Source organism: Rickettsiales bacterium, assembly GCA_041396965.1.
Classification (GTDB): Bacteria; Pseudomonadota; Alphaproteobacteria; order Rickettsiales; family SXRF01; genus SXRF01.
In genome coordinates this window covers 106,917-130,063 of sequence record JAWKXN010000001.1, presented here as the reverse complement: position 1 = coordinate 130,063, position 23,147 = coordinate 106,917, and the positions used below count along the sequence as shown (strand labels likewise).

Genomic DNA, 23,147 nt, shown 5'->3' with positions numbered 1-23,147 from the left:
AATCCTTTTTTAAAAATACAGTATATCGCATTGTTTTATAAAGCAATTATGCAGATTCTAGCATCACACTTTTTTAATTATGCCCATTTTTTATTGCCATATCAGTTTTATCTTTTAGCTTGGCATATAAATCCTTAGTTTTTTCTTTACTGTATTCTTTCCAATGTGTTTTAATGCGCTTAGTAACTTCGGTACTATTCTTGAATTGGCTAGTAGTTGACTCAAAATGTAACAACACCCAAAATTCAAAACAAGGAACACTGTTTGCTGCAATTATCTTAAACTTCTTATTCTTTTTAATTTTATCAAGTGTTTGCCTGTACTTTCCACCGTTATCATCGTGATTATCTTTATCAAAAACACAATAGGCTATATCGTAATTATCATAACGAGTATCTTTTAAATCTTTTTCTAACTCTTGTATCGTATAATCATAAACAGAAGATGGTGCACTTCCGCACTCTTTACCAAATATTTTAACTTCTGTATTAATTGATAAATTGAGATCTCTACATAACTCCTCAAAATAATGTGGCTCTGTTTTCTCTCCTTCACAAACAATCAAAATACGGTCGCGTGGGGATTTAGTGGGTGGTTTTCTTGCAAACTTCCGTTTTGCTTTCTGATGTAGCTTATCACTTCTTGCACCAGCCATCAGGTAATACCTTTAACATTGGGCAATGCTCCATATCTTCCGCCTAAATAACGCTTTTCAGTAGGAACGTCTTTTTTATCTTTAAACTCCGACAATGCAGTAAAAATAGCATCACCAAACTTTCCTTTATCTAAAAGCCAGATTTGATCACGTGATAAATAATTCATTGCACTAGTATCATGTGTAGTAAAAATCAACTGTGCATTCTTTGTATTAATTTTTTCATTCTGAAACATAGAGACAACCCCTTTAAGGGCAAGTGGATGCAAGCTATTATGAAGTTCATCAACAACTAAAGTATAGCCATTTTCTAATACATCAAGAATTGGAGCGGCAAAGGCAAAAAGCTGTTTTGTCCCATCTGACTCCTCTTCTAATTGTAACAGATAATACCCTCCATCTTCCATTTTATGTAAGGTAAATATTTCTGGACGTTTTTTACCAACCATCTCTTTAAGAAGTTTTTTTCTTAGCTCTTCTGGTAGTTCCTTAATATCTTTGAAATCACCTTCAACAATCTCTTTTTCTACAATTTCAATATCATCAAAAGATACATCTAAGTCTTTCATAAACTTCATAACTGCATCTTTTTTACCATTTTTATGAATCTGCCCAGCAGTATATCCATGATGAAGTAATTCTGGATTTGTTAAAACATTAAAACTATTTTGAATCCAGTCGAAAGGTTTCCTAAAGTCTTCAGATTGTCTGTTAGAAGCTACAGAAAGAAACAACTGATTTTCACCAGTGCCTTCTTTCCATGATTCTTTAGCTCCCTTCAACTGCCTCCTTATAGTTGATTCCTTCATATTTTTTGAATTTCTTTCAAACCATGTTTGCGGTTTTTGCTTTTGTTTGCCTTCTGGAGTTGCATATAACCATTCATCATGAATTTTATTTTTATCTATGGCAAACCCATACTGAAAAAGATGTCCATTATGAATAAAAACCACTTCAAAACTTGATGGTTGTTTTTGAGTTCTTTTAGAAAAAAGAAATGGAACAATATCATCAATAGTTTCTGTTTGCTGTAATTTGTGAGAATTAACAACAAACTTTTGAAAAAGACCCATAGCATCAATAAGATTGCTCTTACCAGAACTATTTGGTCCATAAATAGCTGCATTCGCTAAAACTGTTGAAGCAGCATTGAAGTTAGTATCAATTACACAACGTCCATTTTTATCCACAGATTCAGTTGTAACCATAGATAATGTTTGCCGTTCTTTAATAGACCTATAATTTTCTACACTAAATTCAATTAACATACATTTCCCTCTTTTTAAGACTAAATATTGCCTATTATCGTCTAAATAGCAACTTAAATGATGATTTGGAAGCGCTTTTATACATCTTCACTCTTTACCTTCTCTTATTATTATCATTTTCCAGTTTTCCGATAACGTCACGTAGGCGGGCGGCTTCCTCAAATTCAAGGTCAGAGGCGGCTTCCAGCATTTTCTTGCGTAATTTTTCTATATATTTAAGCCTATCTTTGCCATCATCTGCCACCTCATATTTCTTAGAGGTTTTGGCGACCGTATAATGGTCATGCTCATATACTGAATCCATAATCTCACTGATTTTTTTGCTAACGGATACTGGGGTTATGCCATGCTTGGTATTATAGGCTACCTGAGCGTTTCTTCTGCGTTCAGTTTCATCTAAAGCTCTTTTCATGGAATCAGTTATTCTGTCAGCGTATAAAATCACCTTGCTGTCAACATTACGAGCGGCACGCCCGATAGTCTGAATAAGTGAAGTGGTTGAGCGCAGGAATCCCTCTTTATCAGCATCTAGTATGGCAACAAGTCCACATTCTGGTATATCAAGCCCTTCACGCAACAGATTTACCCCGACTAACACATCAAATTTACCAATACGCAAGTCACGGATAATTTCTATACGCTCCAAAGTATCCACATCTGAATGCAAATAACGTACGGAAATTCCAGCTTCATTCATATAATCAGTTAACTCTTCTGCCATACGCTTAGTTAATGTTGTAACCAATATACGCTGCCCGATTTTTATTTTTTCATGGCATTCAGCGAGTAAATCATCAACCTGTGTTGCGATCGGACGGATGTGGCATGGCGGATCTATGAGACCAGTTGGGCGGATTATTTGCTCCGCGAACTCACCACCGGTCGCTTCCAACTCCCACTTACCTGGGGTCGCGGAAACAAAAACTGATTGTGGTCTGCGCGCATCCCATTCATCAAAACGTAGAGGACGGTTATCAAGAGCCGATGGCAAACGAAATCCATATTCAACGAGAGTAGATTTACGCGCGCGATCGCCGTTAGACATACCGCCAATTTGTGGCACTGTTACATGGCTTTCATCAACAAAAAGTAGCGCGTCATCTGGAAGATACTGAAATAATGTTGGTGGTGGCTCACCAGCTTTTGTACCGGCTAGATAGCGTGAATAATTTTCTATGCCTTTACACATACCGGTTTCCATAAGCATTTCTAAATCATATTTTGTACGTTGTTCCAAACGCTGTGCTTCTACTAATTTTCCGGTGTTATAAAGATAGTCAAGCCGTTCTTTAAGCTCAGCTTTGATTTGAATTATAGTTTTATCTATAGTTGGTCGTGGAATAACATAATGGCTGTTGGCGTATATGGTTATTTCAGAAAGTTCTTTTTTTACTTCACCAGTAAGCCAATCAAACTCGTTTATCTCTTCTATATCATCACCAAAAAAAGAAATTCGCCAAGCTCTATCCTCATAGTGAGCTGGGAATAAATCTATAGTATCACCACGCACCCGAAACGTTCCACGAGCGAAATCAATATCGCTTCGGCTATATTGCAACTCAACCAATTTTTTTATAAAATCACTCTGCTTATATAAATCACTAACTTTTATAGTTTCCGTCATTTGTGAATACATTTCCGCTGAACCAATGCCATATATACATGACACGGAAGCGACAACTATGACATCTCTTCTTTCCAGCATAGAACGAGTAGCGGAGTGACGCATTCTGTCTATTTGCTCATTTATTGAAGAATCTTTTTCAATAAAGGTATCGCTTTTGGGGACATAAGCTTCCGGCTGATAATAATCATAATAAGAAACGAAATACTCAACAGCGTTTTCAGGAAAAAAGCTTTTCATCTCCGCATATAACTGAGCGGCAAGAGTTTTATTATGCGCCATGATAAGAGCTGGACGGGAAGTACGCTCAATTACATGCGCCATAGTAAAAGTTTTTCCAGAGCCGGTTACACCAAGTAACACCTGATCTTTCTTACCAGAATTTATACCACCTACCAGAGAATCTATCGCTGTTGGTTGGTCTCCTGATGGTGTATAATCTGAAACAAGTTTGAACAGCTCTGTCATTAAAATCCTCTGCGGTTAAAATACATTTAGGTAATTATTGCCTTAAATGACTATGATACCACAGTTGAAAATATTATCTTCCGAAAATACCACCTTGTTCTACTATTTTGATAACAGCTGGTCCTAGTATTATCATGAAAAGTCCCGGAAGTATGAATATAATAAGCGGCAAAGTGATCATCGCCGGCAGACGAGCCGCTCTTTCCTCCGCTCGCATCATTCTATCAGTTCGCTGTTCTTCAGAAATAGTACGCATAGTATCAACAAGACTGGTCCCAAACCTTTCAGCTTGAATAAGTGATGAAACAAGGCTTCTTACGGCATTAAGACCAGTACGATCAGAAAAATTCTGCAACGCTTGAATACGATCACTCATCATAGTCATCTCAAAACGAGTTCGGTCAAACTCAGAAGCGACAACTGGATGTGTATGCCTCATTTCATTACATACTCTGGCAAAAGCGGCATCAACACCAAGACCGGACTCTACACATATTAATATCAGATCAAGCGCCTCAGGGAATGTTTTACTTAATTCTTGGCTTCTTTTAGTAGCGCTATTACTCAAAAATAACTTTCCACCATAACCACCAATTACCGAAAGCAATAAACCAGTGATGAAAAGAGCTAAATGATCACTAATCTCTGTGCGATTATAAATTAATAATTTTATCAATATGCCCATACCTATGATGAGTAAAGCAGGCTGGATAATACGCTGAAAAAACAGATAATATATGAGCGATCTTTGCGAGTTATAGCCAGCCTTAGCAAGCTGCATAGACACTTCATCCTGCTTGTCAAAATTAACGCCCGTAAGAATAAGAATGGTTTTTATAACCGTCGCCTTGACATCTAGTGAGTCATATTGTTTTTCTAAATCATGAGTGGAAAGTATAATTTTTTCAGCACGCGTTTTATTACGATCCTTACGCAATAAGTTTACCAACGCCATATAAGCGGTAAAAATACCAACTACTAACAAAGCATAACCAAGATATTCAGAAAAAAACATCAACTATATCTCCATATCAACCATTCTTCTTATAATAAACATACCGAGCGCTATGGTACCGACTATCGCCATCAATATATTATGCCCCATATCGGTATTGAATAATGGCAACAAATACTCAGGGCTCATATAATGTATGGCAGCCGCCACAAAAAGCGGTAATGCGCCAAGAACCCAACCGGTGAATCTTCCCTCAGAAGTTATCGCGCGAATTTTCTTAAACATCATTTTGCGCTTACGAATAAGCAGTGATAGATTACTTAAAACCTCCGCGAGACTACCGCCAACTTCCTGCTGCAAAGTGAGCACCACCACAAAGAACCTTATATCTGGTGTTTGCATTCTATCGCTCAGGCGAGAAAGAGCGTCAACCAAAGTACTACCATGAACCACTTCGGTTGATACCTGCTTAAATTCCTCAGATGCCGGAGCAGGCATACTTTCCGATACCATGTTAACAGCGGCGTTTATTGGAAACCCTGATTTTACACTACGCACTATAATATCAAGAGAATCAGGAAATTGCTCAACAAATTTTTTTGTACGCCTTTTTATGCTAGAGTTTATTATGTACCAGCAGATCAAATAGGAAAGAACCACCGACATAACAAACACAACTATCCAGTTATTAGTAATTTTGGTCATAGATAATATTACCATCAATGACACGAAAACCACAAAACAGAACGCGAATAATTTATCCACTGAAGCGGCTATACCACCACGTATCAAGGCAGGATGGGAAGCTTTACCAAATGGTAGAGCATAATATATTTTAGCTAAGGGACCAGTAGATTGATAGCGATCACGCATAAGATTTTCGTTATGCTCGCGTTCAACATCGTCAGCGGTTATCTTCTCAAGCCCCTTTAATTGCCTACGAGTAAAACTTGTAGTCTCTGAGGTTAACATTTTTGGAGCGAGAAGAACCCCTATCAGATATACTGATATTCCAACCATAATCGCTATTACTATAGGCAATCCTACCATTTACTTATCCTTACTTATACCAAGAGCTTTAAGCATTTCCTTTTCCTTACCAAAATACGCGGCCTGCGTGCGGAAATCAGGTGCCTCACCAGAGCAACGAAATTCTCCTGTGAGCACACCATCTTCTCCCATTTCACCAGGATGAAAAGAAAATAATAATCTTCTTTCTATTTCGCCGTCCTTCATTCCGATTATTTCTTCTATATGAGTAATTCTTCTTTTACCATCTCTCTGTCTTGCCACCTGCACTATCAAATGCAGTGCGCTTGCTATCTGATTTTTAAGCGAAGCGGCTGACATACTTACATTTGACATGCCTACTAAATTTTCAATACGACTTAAAGCGTCCTTAGGTGTATTAGCGTGAATTGTCGCCATTGATCCATCATGTCCTGTATTCATCGCAGAGAGCACATCTATCACCTCATCACTACGTATCTCACCAATAATTATCCTATCAGGTCTCATCCTAAGAGCATTCTTTACAAGCTGGCGAGCGGTTATCTCCCCTACACCTTGCATATTTGGTGGACGAGTTTCCATACGCAGCACGTGTGGCTGCTGCAACTGCAATTCAGCGGCATCTTCTACGGTAATAACACGTTCTGTATGAGCAATATTACCGGACATAGCGTTAAGCAAGGTAGTTTTACCACTGCCAGTACCACCTGATATTAAGATATTTAATCTTATATATCCACATATAGCTAGAAAATCTACCATACTTGGAGTCATAGAACCAAAATCCACATACTCTTTTAATGATATTTTTTGGCGACGAAATTTCCTGATTGAAACTAAGGAACCATCAAGCGACAAAGGTGGTATAATAGCGTTAAATCTGGAACCATCTGGCATGCGCGCATCAACCATTGGGTTAGCCTCATCAACCCGTCTTCCTACAATCGATACTATCTTTTGAATAACATTAAGTAAGTGCTTCTCACTAGTAAACGTAACATCGGTAAGAGCTATTTTACCATACTTTTCAACAAAAACTCTTTTGCTTCCATTGATCATTATATCAGACACATCAGGATCAGATAGTAAAACTTCTAAAGGACCAAATCCCAACAAATCATCAATAGCCTGTTCTTTTAACAGCTCAATCTGAGCAGCGGTTAGAGGTGTTGATATTTCATCTCTAATGATCTGACCAGCTATCCCCCTTACTTTGTCTCTTTTTACATCATCATCCATCTTTTCAAGAATGGAAAATTCAAGTTTATCAAGAATTTTTTCTGTAAGATAAGATTTGGCAGAAGCATATTCAGCGTTTTCTAAAGTAGAATCCCTAAAAAACTCATCAACTTTATACCAATCACCATGCTCTTTTTTTTCCGATTCAACATCCTCATGATTTATGGTAAGGAATTTATTTTTTAGGCTAATCTTCTCAATATCACGAAATTGATTACCATCTATTAGCTGATTTTGATCGGAAGCTTTTTTACCGAACATAGCGATTAACCCTTCTTACCTAGAAAAGAAAGTAGTTTCTTTTTACTAGTAGGGTTATCATCAAAATACTTACCAGTTCCTCCACTATCAACTATAATATTCTGCGCGAATTGCCTGATTTGCTGTTGGATGGCTGTGCTTTGCTCCATCTCAAATAATGTTTGACCATTAGCCTCAGCATTTACTACCGCTCTAATATCATTATTAACGTAAGCATCAATCTTATGGCGTAAAATACGCTCAAAATCCTGAGAAGTAATCGCCTCCTTAAATTTCGCTCCACTACGATTTATTATCAGAGACACGAATTCCTTTGATATACCCATTTCCTGCCAAGCGGATATCATTCTGGAGGAATGAGTGAGAGACCTTAACCATAACTGCGCTACCATGACTATTTTATCCGAATAGGTAAGAGATGTGGCTGTCCAGCCAGTCCAGATATGAGGGATATCAAGTATTATAAAATCAAATTTTTTACGCAGTAAAGCTATCATATCTCTTATTAGCTCTGGCTTTACCATTGGTAATTTACGAAGTTCATTTGGAGACGCGACAATGCTAAGATTATCTGAATATTTAACCTGCATTTTTTCAACGAGCATGTCATCAACACCACGCTCTGGATAATCAAACAGCTCCCTTATACCAAAAGGCGCAGTAAGATCTAAGCCTTTGGAGATGAGACCGAATTGATAATCCATATCTATAAGTAATGTAGATTTGTTAAATTCCTCAGCAAGACAATATGCTAGGTTCACCGCAAAGGTACTAGCGCCATCACCAGAAGCGGCGCTTATGCATGAAATAACTGAACCTCTGTTGCTACTACTCGCTTTAACATTATTATACTCATTACCATGAGATTTTAATAATATTTCACGAATATCACTAATTTTTACAGGCCTCGCGCAATACTCAACTATTCCACGTGATTTCAACTCCCTATAAAAATTAATATCGTTTACGGAACCTATCACAACCACACGCACATTTGGCTCACAATGCATAGCGATTTCGTCTAGATCAGAAAAAATATCATCAGCGTGATCACCTATATCTATAATCATATATTCCGGTGATATAGTCCTTGATTCAAGTTCTGATATAATCTCTGAAAGTTCGCCGGTAACAAAATGAGCGTCGGGATAGCCAAGACTATCCGTAATCTCATCAAGATTAATTCTCTCCTCAGGATCATAACTAATAACCAAAAGTGGACTTGCAGCACTCATAAACTATCCCTTAAACCAATGTCAAATAAATCTGACAAATCTACAAAATCCCAATCATTAAGTTATTTATCAGAGGTTATCCATTCAGTATCACCAGACTCGCGCTCATTAGACGGTCTTAAATAATTACTATATGACTGATTAGCTTTTTCAGCATCAGGCAAGTCAAGAATCGCTGGCTCGGTAAATTGTTTTTTATCGGCGACCATCTGCACTATATTACCCGCTACTGAACAACCAAAAGCAGGATGATTCACACTGCGACTACCTCTAGTATTATCAACGTAGCGCTGCTCGCAGTCACCAACCACGTTTCTATTATACAGCATAACAACACTGTTCGCCCATTCATTATTCAGATATATCTGTATTGAACGGCGCTCTATAATCTCTTTTGCTTGAGCGCAACGAACATCTTTTATTGAACATCTAAGCTCAACTCCTGTTGGTCTATCCTTATCAACTATGCTGGTGATATGAGATAGAGCGTTAGCGGAATCAAGCCCTATCGTAACCTCCTCAGATGAATTATATAGGAAACGTTCAGGGTCTCCTCTATTTATCTGAAACTCGCTACCTCCAACATCACATGACGCCAAAATAGACACACAAGCCAACAATCCATATATTTTCAATGTATTTTTTTTCATAAACTAATCCACCATAAACCCTGTTGGTCCCTCTAATTTAGGAATAAAAGCAGAACGCTTATCTGTGAGTACTGACCCTAAAGCACCATAGAAGAACATCTCCATCTGGCTAGCCGGACGGAAATCATCCGTTGGAAGTTTAACATCAGAACTCTTAAGAGGATCCACTATATAAGGAGTAACAGCTATTACCAGCTCACTTTCATTACGTTGAAATTCTGTACTTCTGAACAAAGCCCCAAGAACCGGCACTTCCTTAATACCAGGTAATTGATCTATACTAGATCTAGTTTCATCCTTGAGCAAACCAGCTATCATAAAACTCTCGCCTGGCGCAAGCTCTACTACTGTCTTGGCACGACGGGTAGAAATGCTTGGAACTCTAAATCCGCTCAGCAAAACAGCATCAGCATCTGAAACCTCTGAAACCTCTGGCTGAACCTTCATGCGAATACGATTTTCTGATAAAATATCTGGAGTAAATTTAACCGATACACCTATAGGCTTATATTCCACAGTAACACTTACTGGACTTCCAGGTGTTGCGGAACTCGGCGCGACAACTGGTATTTCTCCACCTGCCAAGAACTCTGCTTCTTCACCTGATACTGCCACTAAATTAGGCTCCGCTAGAGTTTTGACCAAGCCATCACGCTCTAACATATTAATAGCAGCTCCTAAAGAACGGTCAGAGCCATTCCACCTCAGAAAACCAGTTCCTCTATACTGATCGTCCAATATTCTCCAAGCAGCTGTAGAGCCTGCTGTTATACCTTCAGTAGCGGTACCAAGAGCACCGGAAAAGGCAAAATTTCCACTATTAAAAACAGCTTGTGGATCAACTCCAAGTCTTTTTAGGGCATCCCTATTTACCTCAGCGACCCTTACCCTAATCATAACTTGCTGACCAGAAACCAACTTTAGCATATTCATGATTTTCGGATACGCAGAACCCTCTGTGGCGTCTTTAGATTTGTTTTTCTGATCGCCTTGCCCTTTTTGAACACCAGAAGCATTCGTGATATACTCTTGAACAATCTTAAGAGCACGATCTACAGAAGAATTATTACGAACATAGCCGGTAAGAGCTACACTAGTATTTATCATCTCCACACCAATCGTCTCATCAGGAATAAATTTTTTCAGAGCGTGACGAATCGCCGGAAGATCATAGCCCACAGAGACATTAAGTGTTTGCAGCAATTTACCAGAACCACTAAACACTCTGATATTAGTCTTTCCAGCTAATTTTCCTATAACTGTTATTGTATTCTCATTGTTAACATGAACGTCAGCTATGTCTGGATTGGCAACGACCACCTCCTTAGCCACCCCTGGCATTACCACAACCGAAGAGCGGCTAATAGGAACGAATAACCCAGAACCAGCAAAGGCTGAAGACGACCCTATACATGCAATAAAGCAAGTAAAAACCCCAACCCTCCACAGCCTAGAGCTATATATATTTTTCAAAAAAGCCATATACCAACTACCTACCACCATTAAGTTTGAGTTTTTCAAGACCAAATTTATCACCACCATCCGTACTACGCACAGCAGCCGAAGAAGCTGAGTCGACCGCACCAACAGTTACATCCGAAGAACGTATCTCGCCACCGCCTTGCCCCGGACCACGAACAACCAGCAGAGAAGGAGAAGGAGCCGACATATTAGAAAGACTTCCTATACCGGTTGGGTTTGGTATATCAGTACCATTATCGTAAATTGAGCGAAGAGACAGAGATAAAGTGCCATTTTTCTCGGCAAGACGTATTCTTTGCGCCAACTCCTCATTTACCTCAACAGTAACACTATTAGGAGAGACAGGAGGCGGGCTATTAGGATCAGGGGAGCGCAGATTTACCGCAAGAACCTTGATATTAGATCCAAGCACCTCAGCGGTGGAAGCCCTACCAATACCTTTTGACTTTCCGCCCTCTATACTGTGAGCGAACAATATATCAACACGATCACCTGGAAATATAAAACCTGCTATACCGGATATAGCGTCCGTAGAAATAGTAATAGCATGCATACCAGGAGGAAGAGCCGCGGCTAAAAATCCCGGATCGTTAGGATTAGCTAGCTTGCTCTTTATGAATGGTTCACCTGCCTGAATTGAGGAACGAACCACCTTACCTATAACTTCCTGCCTTGCCATTTCACCAGTAATGAAACTGGCAAGCACTAAGTTCTTTGGCCATGGTTGAGCGTCAACCATTGAACTATCTATGATAGTACCAACTGAAATATTATTTTTAGCGACCAAAACCTGAGCTGTTTCTATATTAATCTCACGAACCGGTATATTCTGCGTTACAGCAGGAGCAGGCTGTTTCGTTTCCTGCTCAGAAAATCGGAGCGAAACCATTGCCGCTACAACAGCGATAACGGCTAATACACTATAAAATACAAATTTCATAAATAAGCTTCACTAAATACTATTAACCATACAAATATTTATAACAAGCAGAAGTATAACTATAACTTTATAATTGTAAACAAGATAACAATTGAAAATTAACAAATAATAAAAAAATATATCAATTACTCAGCTTTTTTTAGCCTTGACGCTTTTTTTCTTTCATTAGAATCAAGAGCTATCTTCCGCAAACGCAGAGATTTTGGTGTTATTTCAACAAGTTCATCATATTCTATATATGAAATCATCTGCTCAAGAGTCATTTTAACAGGTGGAACGAGCTTTATAGCTTCGTCCTTGCTTGTTGTTCTTATATTGGTTAACTGCTTGTTTTTTATAAGATTAATTTCTAAATCATTATCCCTGCTATGCTCACCAACAATCATTCCCTCATAAATCTTATCTCCTGGATTTACGAACATTACACCTCTGTCTTGTAGATTCCATATAGCGTAAGCAACCGCCTCACCTTTTTCCATAGAAATCAAAGCACCATTGCGCCTTCCTGTAATATCTCCTTTGTAAGGGGCGTAACAGTGAAACAGACGATTCATAACGCCTGTACCACGCGTATCAGTGAGAAATTCTCCTTGATAGCCGATTAAGCCACGCGATGGCACGTGAAAAACTATACGAGTTTTTCCACCTCCAGATGGTCTCATATCTATCATCTCACCCTTACGCATAGATATTTTCTCAACTACAGTGCCGGTATATTCATCATCAACGTCTATAACTACCTCTTCTATAGGCTCCATTTTTGTGCCAGAGTCTTCCCTGAACAAAACACGCGGACGTGACACTGATAACTCAAAACCCTCTCGTCTCATAGTTTCTATGAGAACACCAAGCTGCAACTCTCCTCTACCAGCCACCTCAAAAGCGTCTTTAGCCTCTGTTTCTTTTATCTGAATCGCCACATTACCTTCAGCTTCCTTAAACAGCCTATCCCTAATCATTCGGCTAGTAACTTTAGTTCCTTCCTGACCAGCAAGCGGAGAGTCATTTACAGAAAGAGTAACAGCCATAGTAGGCGGGTCTATAGGGCTAGACGGAATTGGAGAAGAGATAGATAAATCACCGATAGTATCTGCCACCGACGTTTTGGTAAGACCGGCAATCGCTACAATATCACCAGCATGCGCCTCATCCACCGTTTCCCTTTTAATACCATTAAAAGTAAGTAGTTTGGTAAGTCTACCTTGCTCAAGAACATTGCCTTCCAAATCCATAGATTTAACCGGCATTCCTACCTTAGCTATACCACTATAGATTCTGCCTGTAAGTATACGCCCAAGAAACGAGTCATACTCTAAGATGGATACAAGCATAGAAAAATCAGCTTCAGCGTCAACATCAGGAGCATTCACATGGCTTATTATACAGTCAAATAACGGAGACAAATCCACACGCCCATCTCCTAATTCTCTTGCTGCCCATCCGTCACGACCGGAAGCATAGAAGATTGGAAAATCAAGCTGCTCCTCACTAGCGTCAAGAGCGACGAACAAATCAAAAACCTCGTTTACAACCTGCTCGGGAATAGCATCGGAACGGTCAACCTTGTTGATTACAACAATAGGCCTTAACCCCAATTTAAGAGCTTTGGTTAGAACAAATTTTGTCTGTGGCAACGCTCCCTCCGCCGCGTCCACCAGCAGAATAACTCCATCTACCATACTGAGAACGCGCTCCACCTCTCCACCAAAATCAGCATGACCCGGTGTATCAAGTATATTAATGCGGACATTACCACGAATTACCGAAGTACATTTCGCAAGTATGGTAATACCACGCTCCTTTTCCAGAGCGTTAGAATCCATCACGCGCTCCTCTACAGACTGATTGGCGCGAAAACTTCCGCTCTGTTTTAACATTTGATCAATAAGAGTAGTTTTGCCATGATCCACATGAGCGATGATAGCTATATTACGAATATCCTTCATAAGACATATATAATGGTTAAATTTTATAAATTAATAGAGAGCATTACTAGCAAAAAAGCCCAAAAGGTATCGTTATGATGAGCTTAGAGCATCACAAAACACACTAGCCAAACTAGCTTACTAATCTCTATTTTTTAGGCAATATCAATCCGCAATTCTCTAAAATTAAATAGAAACCAATGCACAAGCAAAGAGGAAACAAATCAATGTTTGCCGAAAACAAAAAATCAGACGTGGTAAATTAGTCTTATATAAACTAATCAATCAGCTTAAGATTAACAGCTGAGGTCTTACCCTTACTGTTTTCTAGCTCATACTCTATTTTCTGATTATCATTAAGGGTACGCAGACCAACCGCCTGCAACGCGGAAATATGAACAAACACATCGCTACCGCCATCATCCGGCTTAATAAAACCATAAGACTTATTTGGATTAAACCATTTAACAACACCTGTAGCCATAAACTAACATCCTTATACAAACAACAAATTGGGTGACCCAATATTAAAACACAACAATACCACCATAGTAATGCCGCTGCATTTAGTAACTTAATTTTTGCTTACATGCAAGCCGGTTTTAAGCATTTTTTACATTAATGGGTAAACTGCTCCTTAATTATTCTTTCAGCCAAATTATGTTCAGGGTCAAAAAGTAAATTCACACCGGATTTACGCTGTTCACTTATTATAACCTCCTGAACATCCTGAATTTCAGTGAAATCAGCGACCGCCGCTACAGGACGTTTTTTAGGCTCTAAAATACTGAATATAACACTTGAGTTATGGGTAAGCAGCGCTCCGCGCCAGCGGCGTGGGCGAAATGGAACTAGTGGGGTAAGTGCTATTACGTTAGCACCAAGAGGGATTATAGGTCCTCCCGCTGAAAAATTATAGGCGGTACTTCCCGCTGGGGTTGACACCATAACACCATCGCATATAAGCTCGTTTAGTCTTACGACATGATCTATAGCCACTTTGATTTTCGCGGCCTGCCGTCCCTGACGAAACAAGGATACTTCATTAAAGGCAAGAGCTTGTACGACTTTTCCATTTAGCCTTCTAGCGTACATATGCAAAGGATAAAGGGTCGTACTGCGGGAATTATTTATACGCTCTTCCAGATTTTCTATAACCCTCTCATTCATAAGAAAACCTATAGTACCACAATTAATGCCATAAAACGGCAAACGCATCTTCATATATGTATGTAGAGTTTGCAGCATAAACCCGTCACCTCCAAGCACAACTATGACCTGTGCCTTCATATTTCTTTTGGTGATTTCCACCACCTCATAACGCTCTTTAATTTTTTTTAGAGCATCCTGAGCTACTGGTGATTTATCTGCGACACAACCTATCTTAATAGTTTCCATAATTTTTCCTAATGGATAGCCACACGCCTTATAAGAGCTATAATATAGGATATATTATCAACCGGTGTATTTTCTGAATATTGCAGTATACGCTCAACGATACGGTTGGAATAACGCGAAGTCCCAGATTTCTCTCCTTCCACGTCTAACTCCCTTACAATTTTAAGCAGAAGCTTTACCGCTGGAAACATAGCGTCAGGCAATCCTGATTTATTGTAAATAGCACGAAACCCTAACTCTCCACGATCCGCTATGAGTGTTCTGGCATTTTCAACTTTTATATTAGAAAGAATAGCAAGGGATGATTCAAAAAAATCAAAACTTCCTTGGCAAAGGGAACTCAAGATAATTGATGGTGTAAGTTTTCCAGTATCACGAAGATTACTTACCAGCCTACCTACGTCATCTATGGATGAGGCTTGACGGACAAGCGCAAGGGTCTCAGATTCTCTATTTTTCTCTACCTCCTTCTTAATAGCCTCATCAGGAAGTCGGTATTTCTCTTTCAAAGAATCAGCTATATTGGTTGAGACAACACTTACAAGCTTCTCAACCACACTTATAGGTAAATGAGAACGCGAGGTAATCGCCTCCATAAGTGCGGGATTTTCTTTGTGAGTATTTATTATACCAGAAAAAACATTATCTGATATTGACGCTCCATTATTACTTAGTAAAGACTCCAGAACTTCCTCATTACCCTTATCAACTAAAGTATCAGACACTACTTCCGACAATGTATCACGGCGTGATATTGCTAGATAGCGCGAATCGTCCTTAGCTGAATGAATTATATCAAGCAAGTCATTATCATCTAAAACCCTAGAACACTCAATAACTGGAAGCGCGACCTCATTAACATCACTTGCCATTGATAACACTATATCACGAGGAATGACATCACTCTCTTTGAGATTCTCAGCGAGCGATGCTCTAACTCTAATCTCTGTGTCTTTAAGCAAAAGCCGAAATATCTGTTCAGCCATCTGCTTTTCTTGCTCACCTAAAATATTATTGCCATAAGTGGCGGCTATTTTAGCGCCTACATCAAATCTGCTACCTGAAGAAGTATCGCTCAAAAGACGACTCACATCGTCCTCTGTCAACTCCACACTCTTCATTGCGCTCATACCATTGTTCATAATTAATGTACAGAAGAAGAAGTATAACCGGAAGATATTTTCCCATCTATTATAGATAAAAGATATCCCATACCATCTATGGATTTATTGTAACCATTTACATATATTTTTTCAACAAGATGTTTACGAAAATCTTTTGGCTTCTCATGTCCATATTTTGTAAGCTCATGAGATATACTGAGCAGAACCTCAACCGCCTCCACAAAACATTCTGGCATTTTAGCCGCTTTATAAATGGCTCTAAAACCGCTATCGCCACCCATAAGTAGAATACGAGCATTTACTCTTGGAACTCCCGCCATACGAGCTAGCGAGGTCTCAAATAAGTTTAAGAACCCCATACATAAAGCACGCACTATAAGCGAATAGGTAAGCCGATTATTGACATACAAATGTTCTACTAACTCTTCCACCCTGTCACTATCATCGGGAGTTGGTATGTTAGATACGGGAAGGATACCAAGTAATCCCCATTCTCTTGCGTCAGCAAGAGAACTACCAGCATCCGCGGAAGAAAAGTCATACTCTTGAGTAAGATGTTTTTTAAGCTCATCAGAGGCAACCGATAAAACCTTTTCAGCTACAACCAAAGAAAGCCCTCCTCTTTGCACCAAAGCCTCCAACAACGTATGGCTAGCAGCTATATTATCCCATACTTTCATTAAGGTGGCATCATCAAACAATGCGTTCTCATTGTTAAATAATTCTTTAAGTACGGTTTCCTGACGACTATTGAGTAACGCACCTGACACAGTGTTAGAGATTGAATTTCGACGCGCTATAGCGCAAAGCTTTAGTACATCCTTACTACTTTCCACTATCGCCAAAAGATCTTTATCGGTAAGCACGGGCGAATGTTGCAAAACACGCCCTGAAATATCCACATCATCACAGGCAAGACTAAAAATAACGTCATGAGGAGCTTGGTCATTATCATACAAATGCTCCGCTAAAGTGAGGCGCACAGATCTACCCGCATCTTTTAACAAAAGACGAAAAATATCAGACGCTATTTCAGATTCTCTTGAGTTAAAACTTCCGGCAGCGAATGCTACCACTACCTTCTCTGCTAGAACACCAAGCTCAACACCCGAAGGATCCTGAATTAATTTATGTACATCCATAGCTGTCAACTGCATCTCATAAACCGTTAGCAATAAAATTAGATTTACTCAACTCCCGCTGGTGGCGAGATAATACATATAATCTCTTATTATTACAACAAAGAATAGAATAAACCGCTATTTACGACTTCAGCAACACAGATGATAAAAGTTAAATATTAATAAAAAATTGTGCGCAAAGTTTACTACTAATTAATTTAACATTAATACACACTTTAGTCAATTAAGCAAAACCCGCAAATAACCTATATAATTAATTAAACATAAATTTAGTTAATATTTCACTAAAACAACCTTCACTTTTTATTAAAAAATTTGTGTTAGATTTTTTCAACTATTATTATAATCAAGTAAAATCAAGCAGTTGTTAATATATGAATAAAATATATAAAAATGCTCATTCGGCCATTGATGGTTTATTATTTGACGGTATGACTATTATGTCAGGGGGATTTGGCTTATGCGGGATACCTGAACATTGTATAAGGGCTTTGGCGGAATCTGGAGTTAAAAATCTAATATGGATTGCTAATAACTGTGGTGTAGATAATTTTGGCAGCGGCATATTGTTACATTCTCATCAAATAAAAAAAATGATTGCCTCATATGTGGGTGAAAACAAAACTTTTGAAAAACAATTTTTATCAGGTGAATTAGAAGTTGAATTTAATCCGCAAGGCACTCTAGCTGAACGTATACGCGCTGGTGGAGCCGGTATTCCAGCATTTTATACCAAGACCGGTGTTGGAACTGTAATAGCTGAGAATAAAGAAATAAAGGAATTTGATGGGGAAAAATATGTTATGGAAAAATCCCTAAAGGCGGATCTATCTATAATAAAAGCATGGAAAGGCGATAGCGAAGGCAATCTCATTTATCGTAAAACCGCTCGTAATTTCAACCCGATAATGGCGACCGCTGGGAAAATAACGGTGGCTGAAGTTGAAGAGCTAGTGGACCCAGGTGAGCTTGATATTGAGATGATACATACGCCAGGAATTTTTATACAACGTATATTCAAGGGTGATAGTTTTGAGAAACGAATTGAATTCGCGACAACTAGAGAGACTTAATAATGGCTTGGACAAAAGAAGATATGTGCAAACGCGCGGCAAAAGAACTAAAAGATGGGTATTATGTTAATCTGGGCATAGGAATTCCGACTTTAGTCGCTAATTACATACCTAACGATATACATATTACTCTGCAAAGTGAAAATGGAATGCTGGGCATGGGACCATTTCCCCTAAAAAATGAAGTAGACGCGGATTTAATAAATGCCGGCAAGCAGACCATAACCCAGTTACCACATAGCAGCTATTTTGATTCCGCTACATCTTTTTCTATGATTAGAGGAGGACATATTGACGCGGCGATACTTGGAGCGTTGGAAGTGTCTCAAAATGGTGACCTAGCTAACTGGATGGTTCCCGGTAAAATGGTAAAAGGCATGGGTGGCGCTATGGATTTAGTAGCTGGCGTAAAAAAAGTTATAGTTATTATGGAACATAATTCAAAGGATGGCTCCTCCAAGCTAGTAAAAGAGTGCTCTCTTCCACTTACAGGTAAGAATGTCGTAGATATGGTGATAACTAATCTAGGTGAATTTCTTATAAAAGACAGCAAGCTAATACTTAGCTGTTTAGCCACAGGAGTTTCGCTGGAAGAAATAAAGGAAAATACAGCAGCTGATTTTATAGCGAGTTAAGATTCTTATTTTACCTTTGCTCTACCACTTGCCATATTGTTAAGTGATTTAGCCATACTTCCAGCGGTTCTATTGCCTACTCTTCCTACTAAATTCCTACTTGTATCGGTAATCCCGCTGACCATTCTAGTAATACCAGACCTACTACTACCAAAGCCAACACCAAGTGGCGCAGGAGAGCGTGATACACTTATCTCTGAGGCTATTACTGGCGCCATAAGAAGCATATTTACAAAAGCATAGCTTATTATAAGCATGGTAATAAGATGGTATGCCAGAAAATATATAAACTCCCTATCCCTTATCATAACACTTGGAATAACTTTATCATCATCATTTATTAAGCCAATATCAACAGAGCTAGCTGAGCTATCACACGTAATAACAGGACCTACATTTGTCATCTTGCTACCTAATACACTACAGCATCCACCATTATCTTTCTTACCATTACCATTAAGATCAACCAGCTCTATAGTCGGACCACCTGGGGTAAAATTTAAGGTTGGAAGCGGTATACTAAAAAAGCCGAGTATTGAAAAGCTAACACTGGAAATACCGACACCTGGATTTCTATCATTATAGATAGGACGACAGAAAACAATCCCATCTTTATCGGTGGCGATAGCACCCTTATCCAGAGGTGTTTTCCTATATTCAATGACATTTGATAATTGCTGTACAAAATCTAGAAAACCTCCAGAAACATTTACCCATAACGCGAGAATCATAAAAACTAGCATAGGTTCTATAGTATAAGCAGTAAGAAAACGTATCCAGCTATCAAACATACTTCTTGTCGAACGGAAAAGAACAAAACTAAGGAAAACAGGGCTAAGAGCTATAAGGAAGGCTATCGCGGTAATGCTCATAAGAAAACTAACCATGGAGCGGACAAATACACTAAAAACCATCCACAGAACACTTACTACCATATAGAATATTGGTGGGACTAGAGTTACTATCATAAAGAAGAATAAAACCAGTTCACCATCACCACTGAAGAAACCATTATTACCCAAGAATAACTCGTATATCTTACTATCTATACTAGAAAAAACATCCCTAAGACCATTACCACAATTACCACCACAAAAATCAAGCGCGCTGAGCGCCCAATCTACACCTTCTATTACTAGAGAAACAAAAAAGCTATAAATCAACCCGACCCCAACGACGCTATTAGTAGTTATAGCTACAATCGCGCCTATCTTAAATAAAGTAAGAATAACATTTCCAGCGTTTAAGTCCTGTGTTCCAATCATAATGCCAATGCCAAAAACCGCTAAATATAGCACCAAAACTGTGGGTAATATACGCTCTAGAGCATATTGAATTCCACAATAGAAATGTCCAAACACATCATTTATTATAGAGATGAAATTACAAGCTAGCCTGCTGAATATTTCATTTTCATTAGCAACAGTACAGTTTGAGGTGGAAACAACAGAAGTGTCAATAAAACCTGTCGTGGTATCCATGCCACCAGAAGAATTACAGGTAACATTCTGAGCGAAAGCGCTTTCAGTAAGCAATACTGTAGTAAGCAACATAGTTATCAGAAAAACTGTTATATGACGTAATTTTTCCATATAATTAATTTATCAATAGTCTTCCGGCATAGAGGCAAAACGACCGCGAGCTATTGAGAGTGATTTAAGATCATTAGTAAATATAGAGATTATATCTTCCGCCTCACCAAGAGAGACTTTAAGAGCTACGCTTTCCCCATTTTGCTTTAAGAGAAAATCACCATCCTGTCTTCTCATATGCAACAAACTCAAAGCATCATGATTATTAAGACCGATATTCTGCCTATGATAGGAAACCGGCAAATCGTCAGGAATGTATATATGAGTCGCCACAGAGGATTTTATGGTATCAAGAGTTACAGAGTTACCATAAATTTTGGGATTATTTATGGTAAACATCACCATAACATTTCTTTGTCGTAACATTTCCAGAAGACTTTCTAAGCGAGGAGCGAAGAAATGATTCTCAAACAAATCAAGCGCGTCATTAATAATGACTATAGCTGGTTCCTCATTAATTGAAGAAATAATACGGTGAACGAGATAGGAGAATAAAGGAAGAGAAAAGGCAGGCTTGGATAGAGCTGATGACATATCCACCCCAACAAGATTTCTTTCTATGTCTAATGTATCATCTTTATTATCAAACAAGCCAGAATACTCACCGCCTTTTATCCATGGCTCAAACACGCTAGAAATAGAAGGATGCGAATGAGCAAGAAGCTCAACTAAGGTCGGTAAGTCGCGGTCACTTGTTGGTCTTTCATATAGCCTAGAAATCGCGTCACGTAATATAGTTTTAACAGAGTCATCAAGCTCACCATCTGGTGAAATCAATAAACCACACCATGACACAAGAAATGAGATATTATGAGGAGTTGGCTCCAAAATAAATGGGTTCAGATAAAGCCTTCTTGAATTATCCTCTCCCATATCTTTGGTGAAATTTACCAATTGTAACATGGGAAAATAACTTCCCCCTAACTTATTGAAGAGAAGGCGAGCAGACTGATTTCTATCGAAAACAAAAGAACGTACATTTCTACCGTATAGTTTGGTAAATAAAAAATATTGTAGAATCTTGCCTATGCCATCACCAAAACTGTTAAAATCATACAATATGGTGTGTCCATTATCTCCTACATGAAAATCAAAAAAATATGGCGATTTCACATTGGTGGGAATAGTAAGGAGAGGATTTCCCCAACGGACTTCTCCATCCACTCCTTTATGGAAACGATTTAACCTACAGAATCCACCAGCCTGCCCCGTAGCTAGGTAGCTTAGGCGGCGGATAAACTCAAAATTACCTGGTAGTTGTGACCAAAACGCTTCCTCTATCATTATATCCTCACGGATAATCACTAGACCAAGTTTTAGAAAGGAATTCAAAAATCTTTCCGTCTCTTGCTCAAGTGTCCGCAAATCATCGGATAAAACCATGATGTTGGTCTGCTGCTCACAAAAATCAACTGATTTCTTATTATTAAAACCGATTACATCGCTTATACCAAAATCATCTTTTGACTTAATATCCCCACTCGTATCAAAAAGATATTTCTGCTCATTATAGGACTTTAACGCTTTCTTTGATGGCACGAATACGAAGGCTTGACTTATCACAAACTCAACTGGAGCCTGAAGAACAAAATCTATGTTCTCTACTGGACTATCTATATATTGCTTAAGCGAAAACATCGCGGCGAAATCACGTTTTCCTGACATACGACAACGTGATTCTATAGCGTTAAAACCAATGGTAAGTCTTGATGTTTGTATATCAGCGCTCAAATCCAGATCACGAAGTGGGAAATTTTCCTGACGTATGTTAATTAGAAAACCTAAAAACTCCATCATCTCGGAGTAAAAAACCGACGGTCGGTTAACTTTGCCAGCGCTTGCGGTGGCACGCTCTGTTAGAGACAAACGCTTTGTCGTACATTGTGCTTTAAGATTATCCAATACAGATAAAACTGTCTTGTCTAAAATAGGATAAGTAATATCAATGTATTTATTACGCACACGTCGGTTAATAGCTGGAAAAAGAAGCATGCCAGTATTTTTACCGTCAATCATCGCTGCTGACTGGCCGTCATAGAGAATAGTAAGATATATTTCATTATAATACTCATATTCCCATTTGTGATTATTATCCCAATGCGCCCCAACATACTCGGCGAAACTATCAGCGGATTCTTTATCCTTAGACTCTGGCACCCTAGAAACAAACTTCTTTTTCCGGCGCACTGTATGCAACCAAAAGGACATTTTAGAGGTTATACCGCTTTGGGTAACTACCTGACGGATAGTATCACGAATAGTGGCGTGTATTCCGTCTATATTCTCACAGGAATCTCCACGTAGATTACCCTCTATTTTGATTATTTGGAGTAGCTCACCATTCTTGGTGAGGATAGTATGGCCATTATAATAGCTATGATATGGGATGAACTCACTCTTATCTCCCAATGAGTCAACGACTTCTTTTATCTTTTTCTTTACACTGGAAGATTTACCGAATTTCATGAGT

19 protein-coding genes are annotated in these 23,147 nt (G+C 38.7%); 2 read left to right on the top strand and 17 right to left on the bottom strand.

Going from position 1 to position 23,147, the window contains the following annotated elements:
- Nucleotides 1-73 precede the first annotated feature (73 nt).
- The 15 genes from R3D71_00680 to R3D71_00610 all read right to left on the bottom strand — a co-directional run bounded on the left by R3D71_00680 (nt 74) and on the right by R3D71_00610 (nt 17,377).
- Nucleotides 74-655: an RloB family protein gene (locus R3D71_00680; protein ID MEZ5690164.1), complete on the bottom strand. Its 582-nt coding sequence runs from the start codon at nt 653-655 to the stop codon at nt 74-76.
- Entirely contained in the window at nt 655-1,923 is a 1,269-nt protein-coding gene (locus tag R3D71_00675) for an ATP-binding protein (protein ID MEZ5690163.1), read from the bottom strand. Before R3D71_00675 ends, R3D71_00680 begins: the two co-directional genes overlap by 1 nt.
- Nucleotides 1,924-2,017: 94 nt before the next feature.
- Nucleotides 2,018-4,015, bottom strand: a complete 1,998-nt coding sequence (gene uvrB / locus R3D71_00670; protein MEZ5690162.1) for an excinuclease ABC subunit UvrB — start codon at nt 4,013-4,015, stop codon at nt 2,018-2,020.
- 73 nt (nt 4,016-4,088) lie between these two features.
- Entirely contained in the window at nt 4,089-5,030 is a 942-nt protein-coding gene (locus tag R3D71_00665; protein ID MEZ5690161.1) for a type II secretion system F family protein, read from the bottom strand.
- A gap of 3 nt (nt 5,031-5,033) precedes the next feature.
- Nucleotides 5,034-6,020 carry a type II secretion system F family protein gene (locus R3D71_00660; GenBank protein MEZ5690160.1) on the bottom strand — a complete coding sequence of 329 codons (987 nt, stop codon included), beginning with the start codon at nt 6,018-6,020 and terminating at the stop codon, nt 5,034-5,036.
- A complete protein-coding gene (locus tag R3D71_00655; GenBank protein MEZ5690159.1) occupies nt 6,021-7,481 on the bottom strand; it encodes a CpaF family protein in 1,461 nt (486 codons plus the stop codon).
- 5 nt (nt 7,482-7,486) lie between these two features.
- Entirely contained in the window at nt 7,487-8,716 is a 1,230-nt protein-coding gene (locus tag R3D71_00650; protein ID MEZ5690158.1) for an AAA family ATPase, read from the bottom strand.
- A gap of 62 nt (nt 8,717-8,778) precedes the next feature.
- On the bottom strand, nt 8,779-9,366 hold the full coding sequence (locus tag R3D71_00645; GenBank protein ID MEZ5690157.1) for a hypothetical protein: 588 nt from the start codon (nt 9,364-9,366) through the stop codon (nt 8,779-8,781).
- A 3-nt stretch (nt 9,367-9,369) separates the two neighbouring features.
- A complete protein-coding gene (locus R3D71_00640) occupies nt 9,370-10,848 on the bottom strand; it encodes a type II and III secretion system protein family protein (protein ID MEZ5690156.1) in 1,479 nt (492 codons plus the stop codon).
- A 7-nt stretch (nt 10,849-10,855) separates the two neighbouring features.
- On the bottom strand, nt 10,856-11,788 hold the full coding sequence (gene cpaB, locus R3D71_00635; GenBank protein ID MEZ5690155.1) for a Flp pilus assembly protein CpaB: 933 nt from the start codon (nt 11,786-11,788) through the stop codon (nt 10,856-10,858).
- A gap of 125 nt (nt 11,789-11,913) precedes the next feature.
- Nucleotides 11,914-13,743, bottom strand: a complete 1,830-nt coding sequence (typA, locus tag R3D71_00630; GenBank protein MEZ5690154.1) for a translational GTPase TypA — start codon at nt 13,741-13,743, stop codon at nt 11,914-11,916.
- 247 nt (nt 13,744-13,990) lie between these two features.
- Nucleotides 13,991-14,197 carry a cold-shock protein gene (locus R3D71_00625; protein ID MEZ5690153.1) on the bottom strand — a complete coding sequence of 69 codons (207 nt, stop codon included), beginning with the start codon at nt 14,195-14,197 and terminating at the stop codon, nt 13,991-13,993.
- Between the two features lie 134 nt (nt 14,198-14,331).
- Nucleotides 14,332-15,111, bottom strand: coding sequence for an NAD kinase (locus R3D71_00620; protein MEZ5690152.1), 780 nt, complete (start codon nt 15,109-15,111; stop codon nt 14,332-14,334).
- Between the two features lie 8 nt (nt 15,112-15,119).
- The gene (locus tag R3D71_00615; GenBank protein MEZ5690151.1) at nt 15,120-16,202 is read right to left on the bottom strand and encodes a DUF2336 domain-containing protein; all 1,083 of its coding nucleotides are present in this window, start codon (nt 16,200-16,202) and stop codon (nt 15,120-15,122) included.
- Nucleotides 16,203-16,255: 53 nt separating this feature from the next.
- Complete coding sequence (locus R3D71_00610; protein ID MEZ5690150.1) at nt 16,256-17,377, bottom strand: DUF2336 domain-containing protein; 1,122 nt, start codon at nt 17,375-17,377, stop codon at nt 16,256-16,258.
- Between the two features lie 374 nt (nt 17,378-17,751).
- On the opposite strand from R3D71_00610, the gene R3D71_00605 reads away from it, so the two are divergent.
- A complete protein-coding gene (locus R3D71_00605; protein ID MEZ5690149.1) occupies nt 17,752-18,450 on the top strand; it encodes a CoA transferase subunit A in 699 nt (232 codons plus the stop codon).
- A gap of 2 nt (nt 18,451-18,452) precedes the next feature.
- The gene (locus R3D71_00600) at nt 18,453-19,085 is read left to right on the top strand and encodes a CoA transferase subunit B (GenBank protein ID MEZ5690148.1); all 633 of its coding nucleotides are present in this window, start codon (nt 18,453-18,455) and stop codon (nt 19,083-19,085) included.
- Nucleotides 19,086-19,090: 5 nt separating this feature from the next.
- Here the strand turns inward: R3D71_00600 and R3D71_00595 are convergent, their stop codons facing one another.
- Both R3D71_00595 and R3D71_00590 read right to left on the bottom strand, forming a co-directional pair.
- Nucleotides 19,091-20,677, bottom strand: a complete 1,587-nt coding sequence (locus tag R3D71_00595; protein MEZ5690147.1) for a type IV secretion system protein — start codon at nt 20,675-20,677, stop codon at nt 19,091-19,093.
- 12 nt (nt 20,678-20,689) lie between these two features.
- Nucleotides 20,690-23,143 (bottom strand): hypothetical protein, encoded by a 2,454-nt coding sequence (locus tag R3D71_00590; protein MEZ5690146.1) that lies wholly within the window; start codon nt 23,141-23,143, stop codon nt 20,690-20,692.
- Nucleotides 23,144-23,147 lie beyond the last annotated feature (4 nt).

Bases quoted from the DNA above. Each gene is read 5' to 3' on its own strand.
- R3D71_00680 (MEZ5690164.1), bottom strand. From the start codon at position 655: ATGGCTGGTGCAAGAAGTGATAAGCTACATCAGAAAGCAAAACGGAAG.
- R3D71_00675 (MEZ5690163.1), bottom strand. From the start codon at position 1,923: ATGTTAATTGAATTTAGTGTAGAAAATTATAGGTCTATTAAAGAACGG.
- uvrB (MEZ5690162.1), bottom strand. From the start codon at position 4,015: ATGACAGAGCTGTTCAAACTTGTTTCAGATTATACACCATCAGGAGAC.
- R3D71_00665 (MEZ5690161.1), bottom strand. From the start codon at position 5,030: ATGTTTTTTTCTGAATATCTTGGTTATGCTTTGTTAGTAGTTGGTATT.
- R3D71_00660 (MEZ5690160.1), bottom strand. From the start codon at position 6,020: ATGGTAGGATTGCCTATAGTAATAGCGATTATGGTTGGAATATCAGTA.
- R3D71_00655 (MEZ5690159.1), bottom strand. From the start codon at position 7,481: ATGTTCGGTAAAAAAGCTTCCGATCAAAATCAGCTAATAGATGGTAAT.
- R3D71_00650 (MEZ5690158.1), bottom strand. From the start codon at position 8,716: ATGAGTGCTGCAAGTCCACTTTTGGTTATTAGTTATGATCCTGAGGAG.
- R3D71_00645 (MEZ5690157.1), bottom strand. From the start codon at position 9,366: ATGAAAAAAAATACATTGAAAATATATGGATTGTTGGCTTGTGTGTCT.
- R3D71_00640 (MEZ5690156.1), bottom strand. From the start codon at position 10,848: ATGGCTTTTTTGAAAAATATATATAGCTCTAGGCTGTGGAGGGTTGGG.
- cpaB (MEZ5690155.1), bottom strand. From the start codon at position 11,788: ATGAAATTTGTATTTTATAGTGTATTAGCCGTTATCGCTGTTGTAGCG.
- R3D71_00625 (MEZ5690153.1), bottom strand. From the start codon at position 14,197: ATGGCTACAGGTGTTGTTAAATGGTTTAATCCAAATAAGTCTTATGGT.
- R3D71_00620 (MEZ5690152.1), bottom strand. From the start codon at position 15,111: ATGGAAACTATTAAGATAGGTTGTGTCGCAGATAAATCACCAGTAGCT.
- R3D71_00610 (MEZ5690150.1), bottom strand. From the start codon at position 17,377: ATGGATGTACATAAATTAATTCAGGATCCTTCGGGTGTTGAGCTTGGT.
- R3D71_00605 (MEZ5690149.1), top strand. From the start codon at position 17,752: ATGAATAAAATATATAAAAATGCTCATTCGGCCATTGATGGTTTATTA.
- R3D71_00600 (MEZ5690148.1), top strand. From the start codon at position 18,453: ATGGCTTGGACAAAAGAAGATATGTGCAAACGCGCGGCAAAAGAACTA.
- R3D71_00595 (MEZ5690147.1), bottom strand. From the start codon at position 20,677: ATGGAAAAATTACGTCATATAACAGTTTTTCTGATAACTATGTTGCTT.
- R3D71_00590 (MEZ5690146.1), bottom strand. From the start codon at position 23,143: ATGAAATTCGGTAAATCTTCCAGTGTAAAGAAAAAGATAAAAGAAGTC.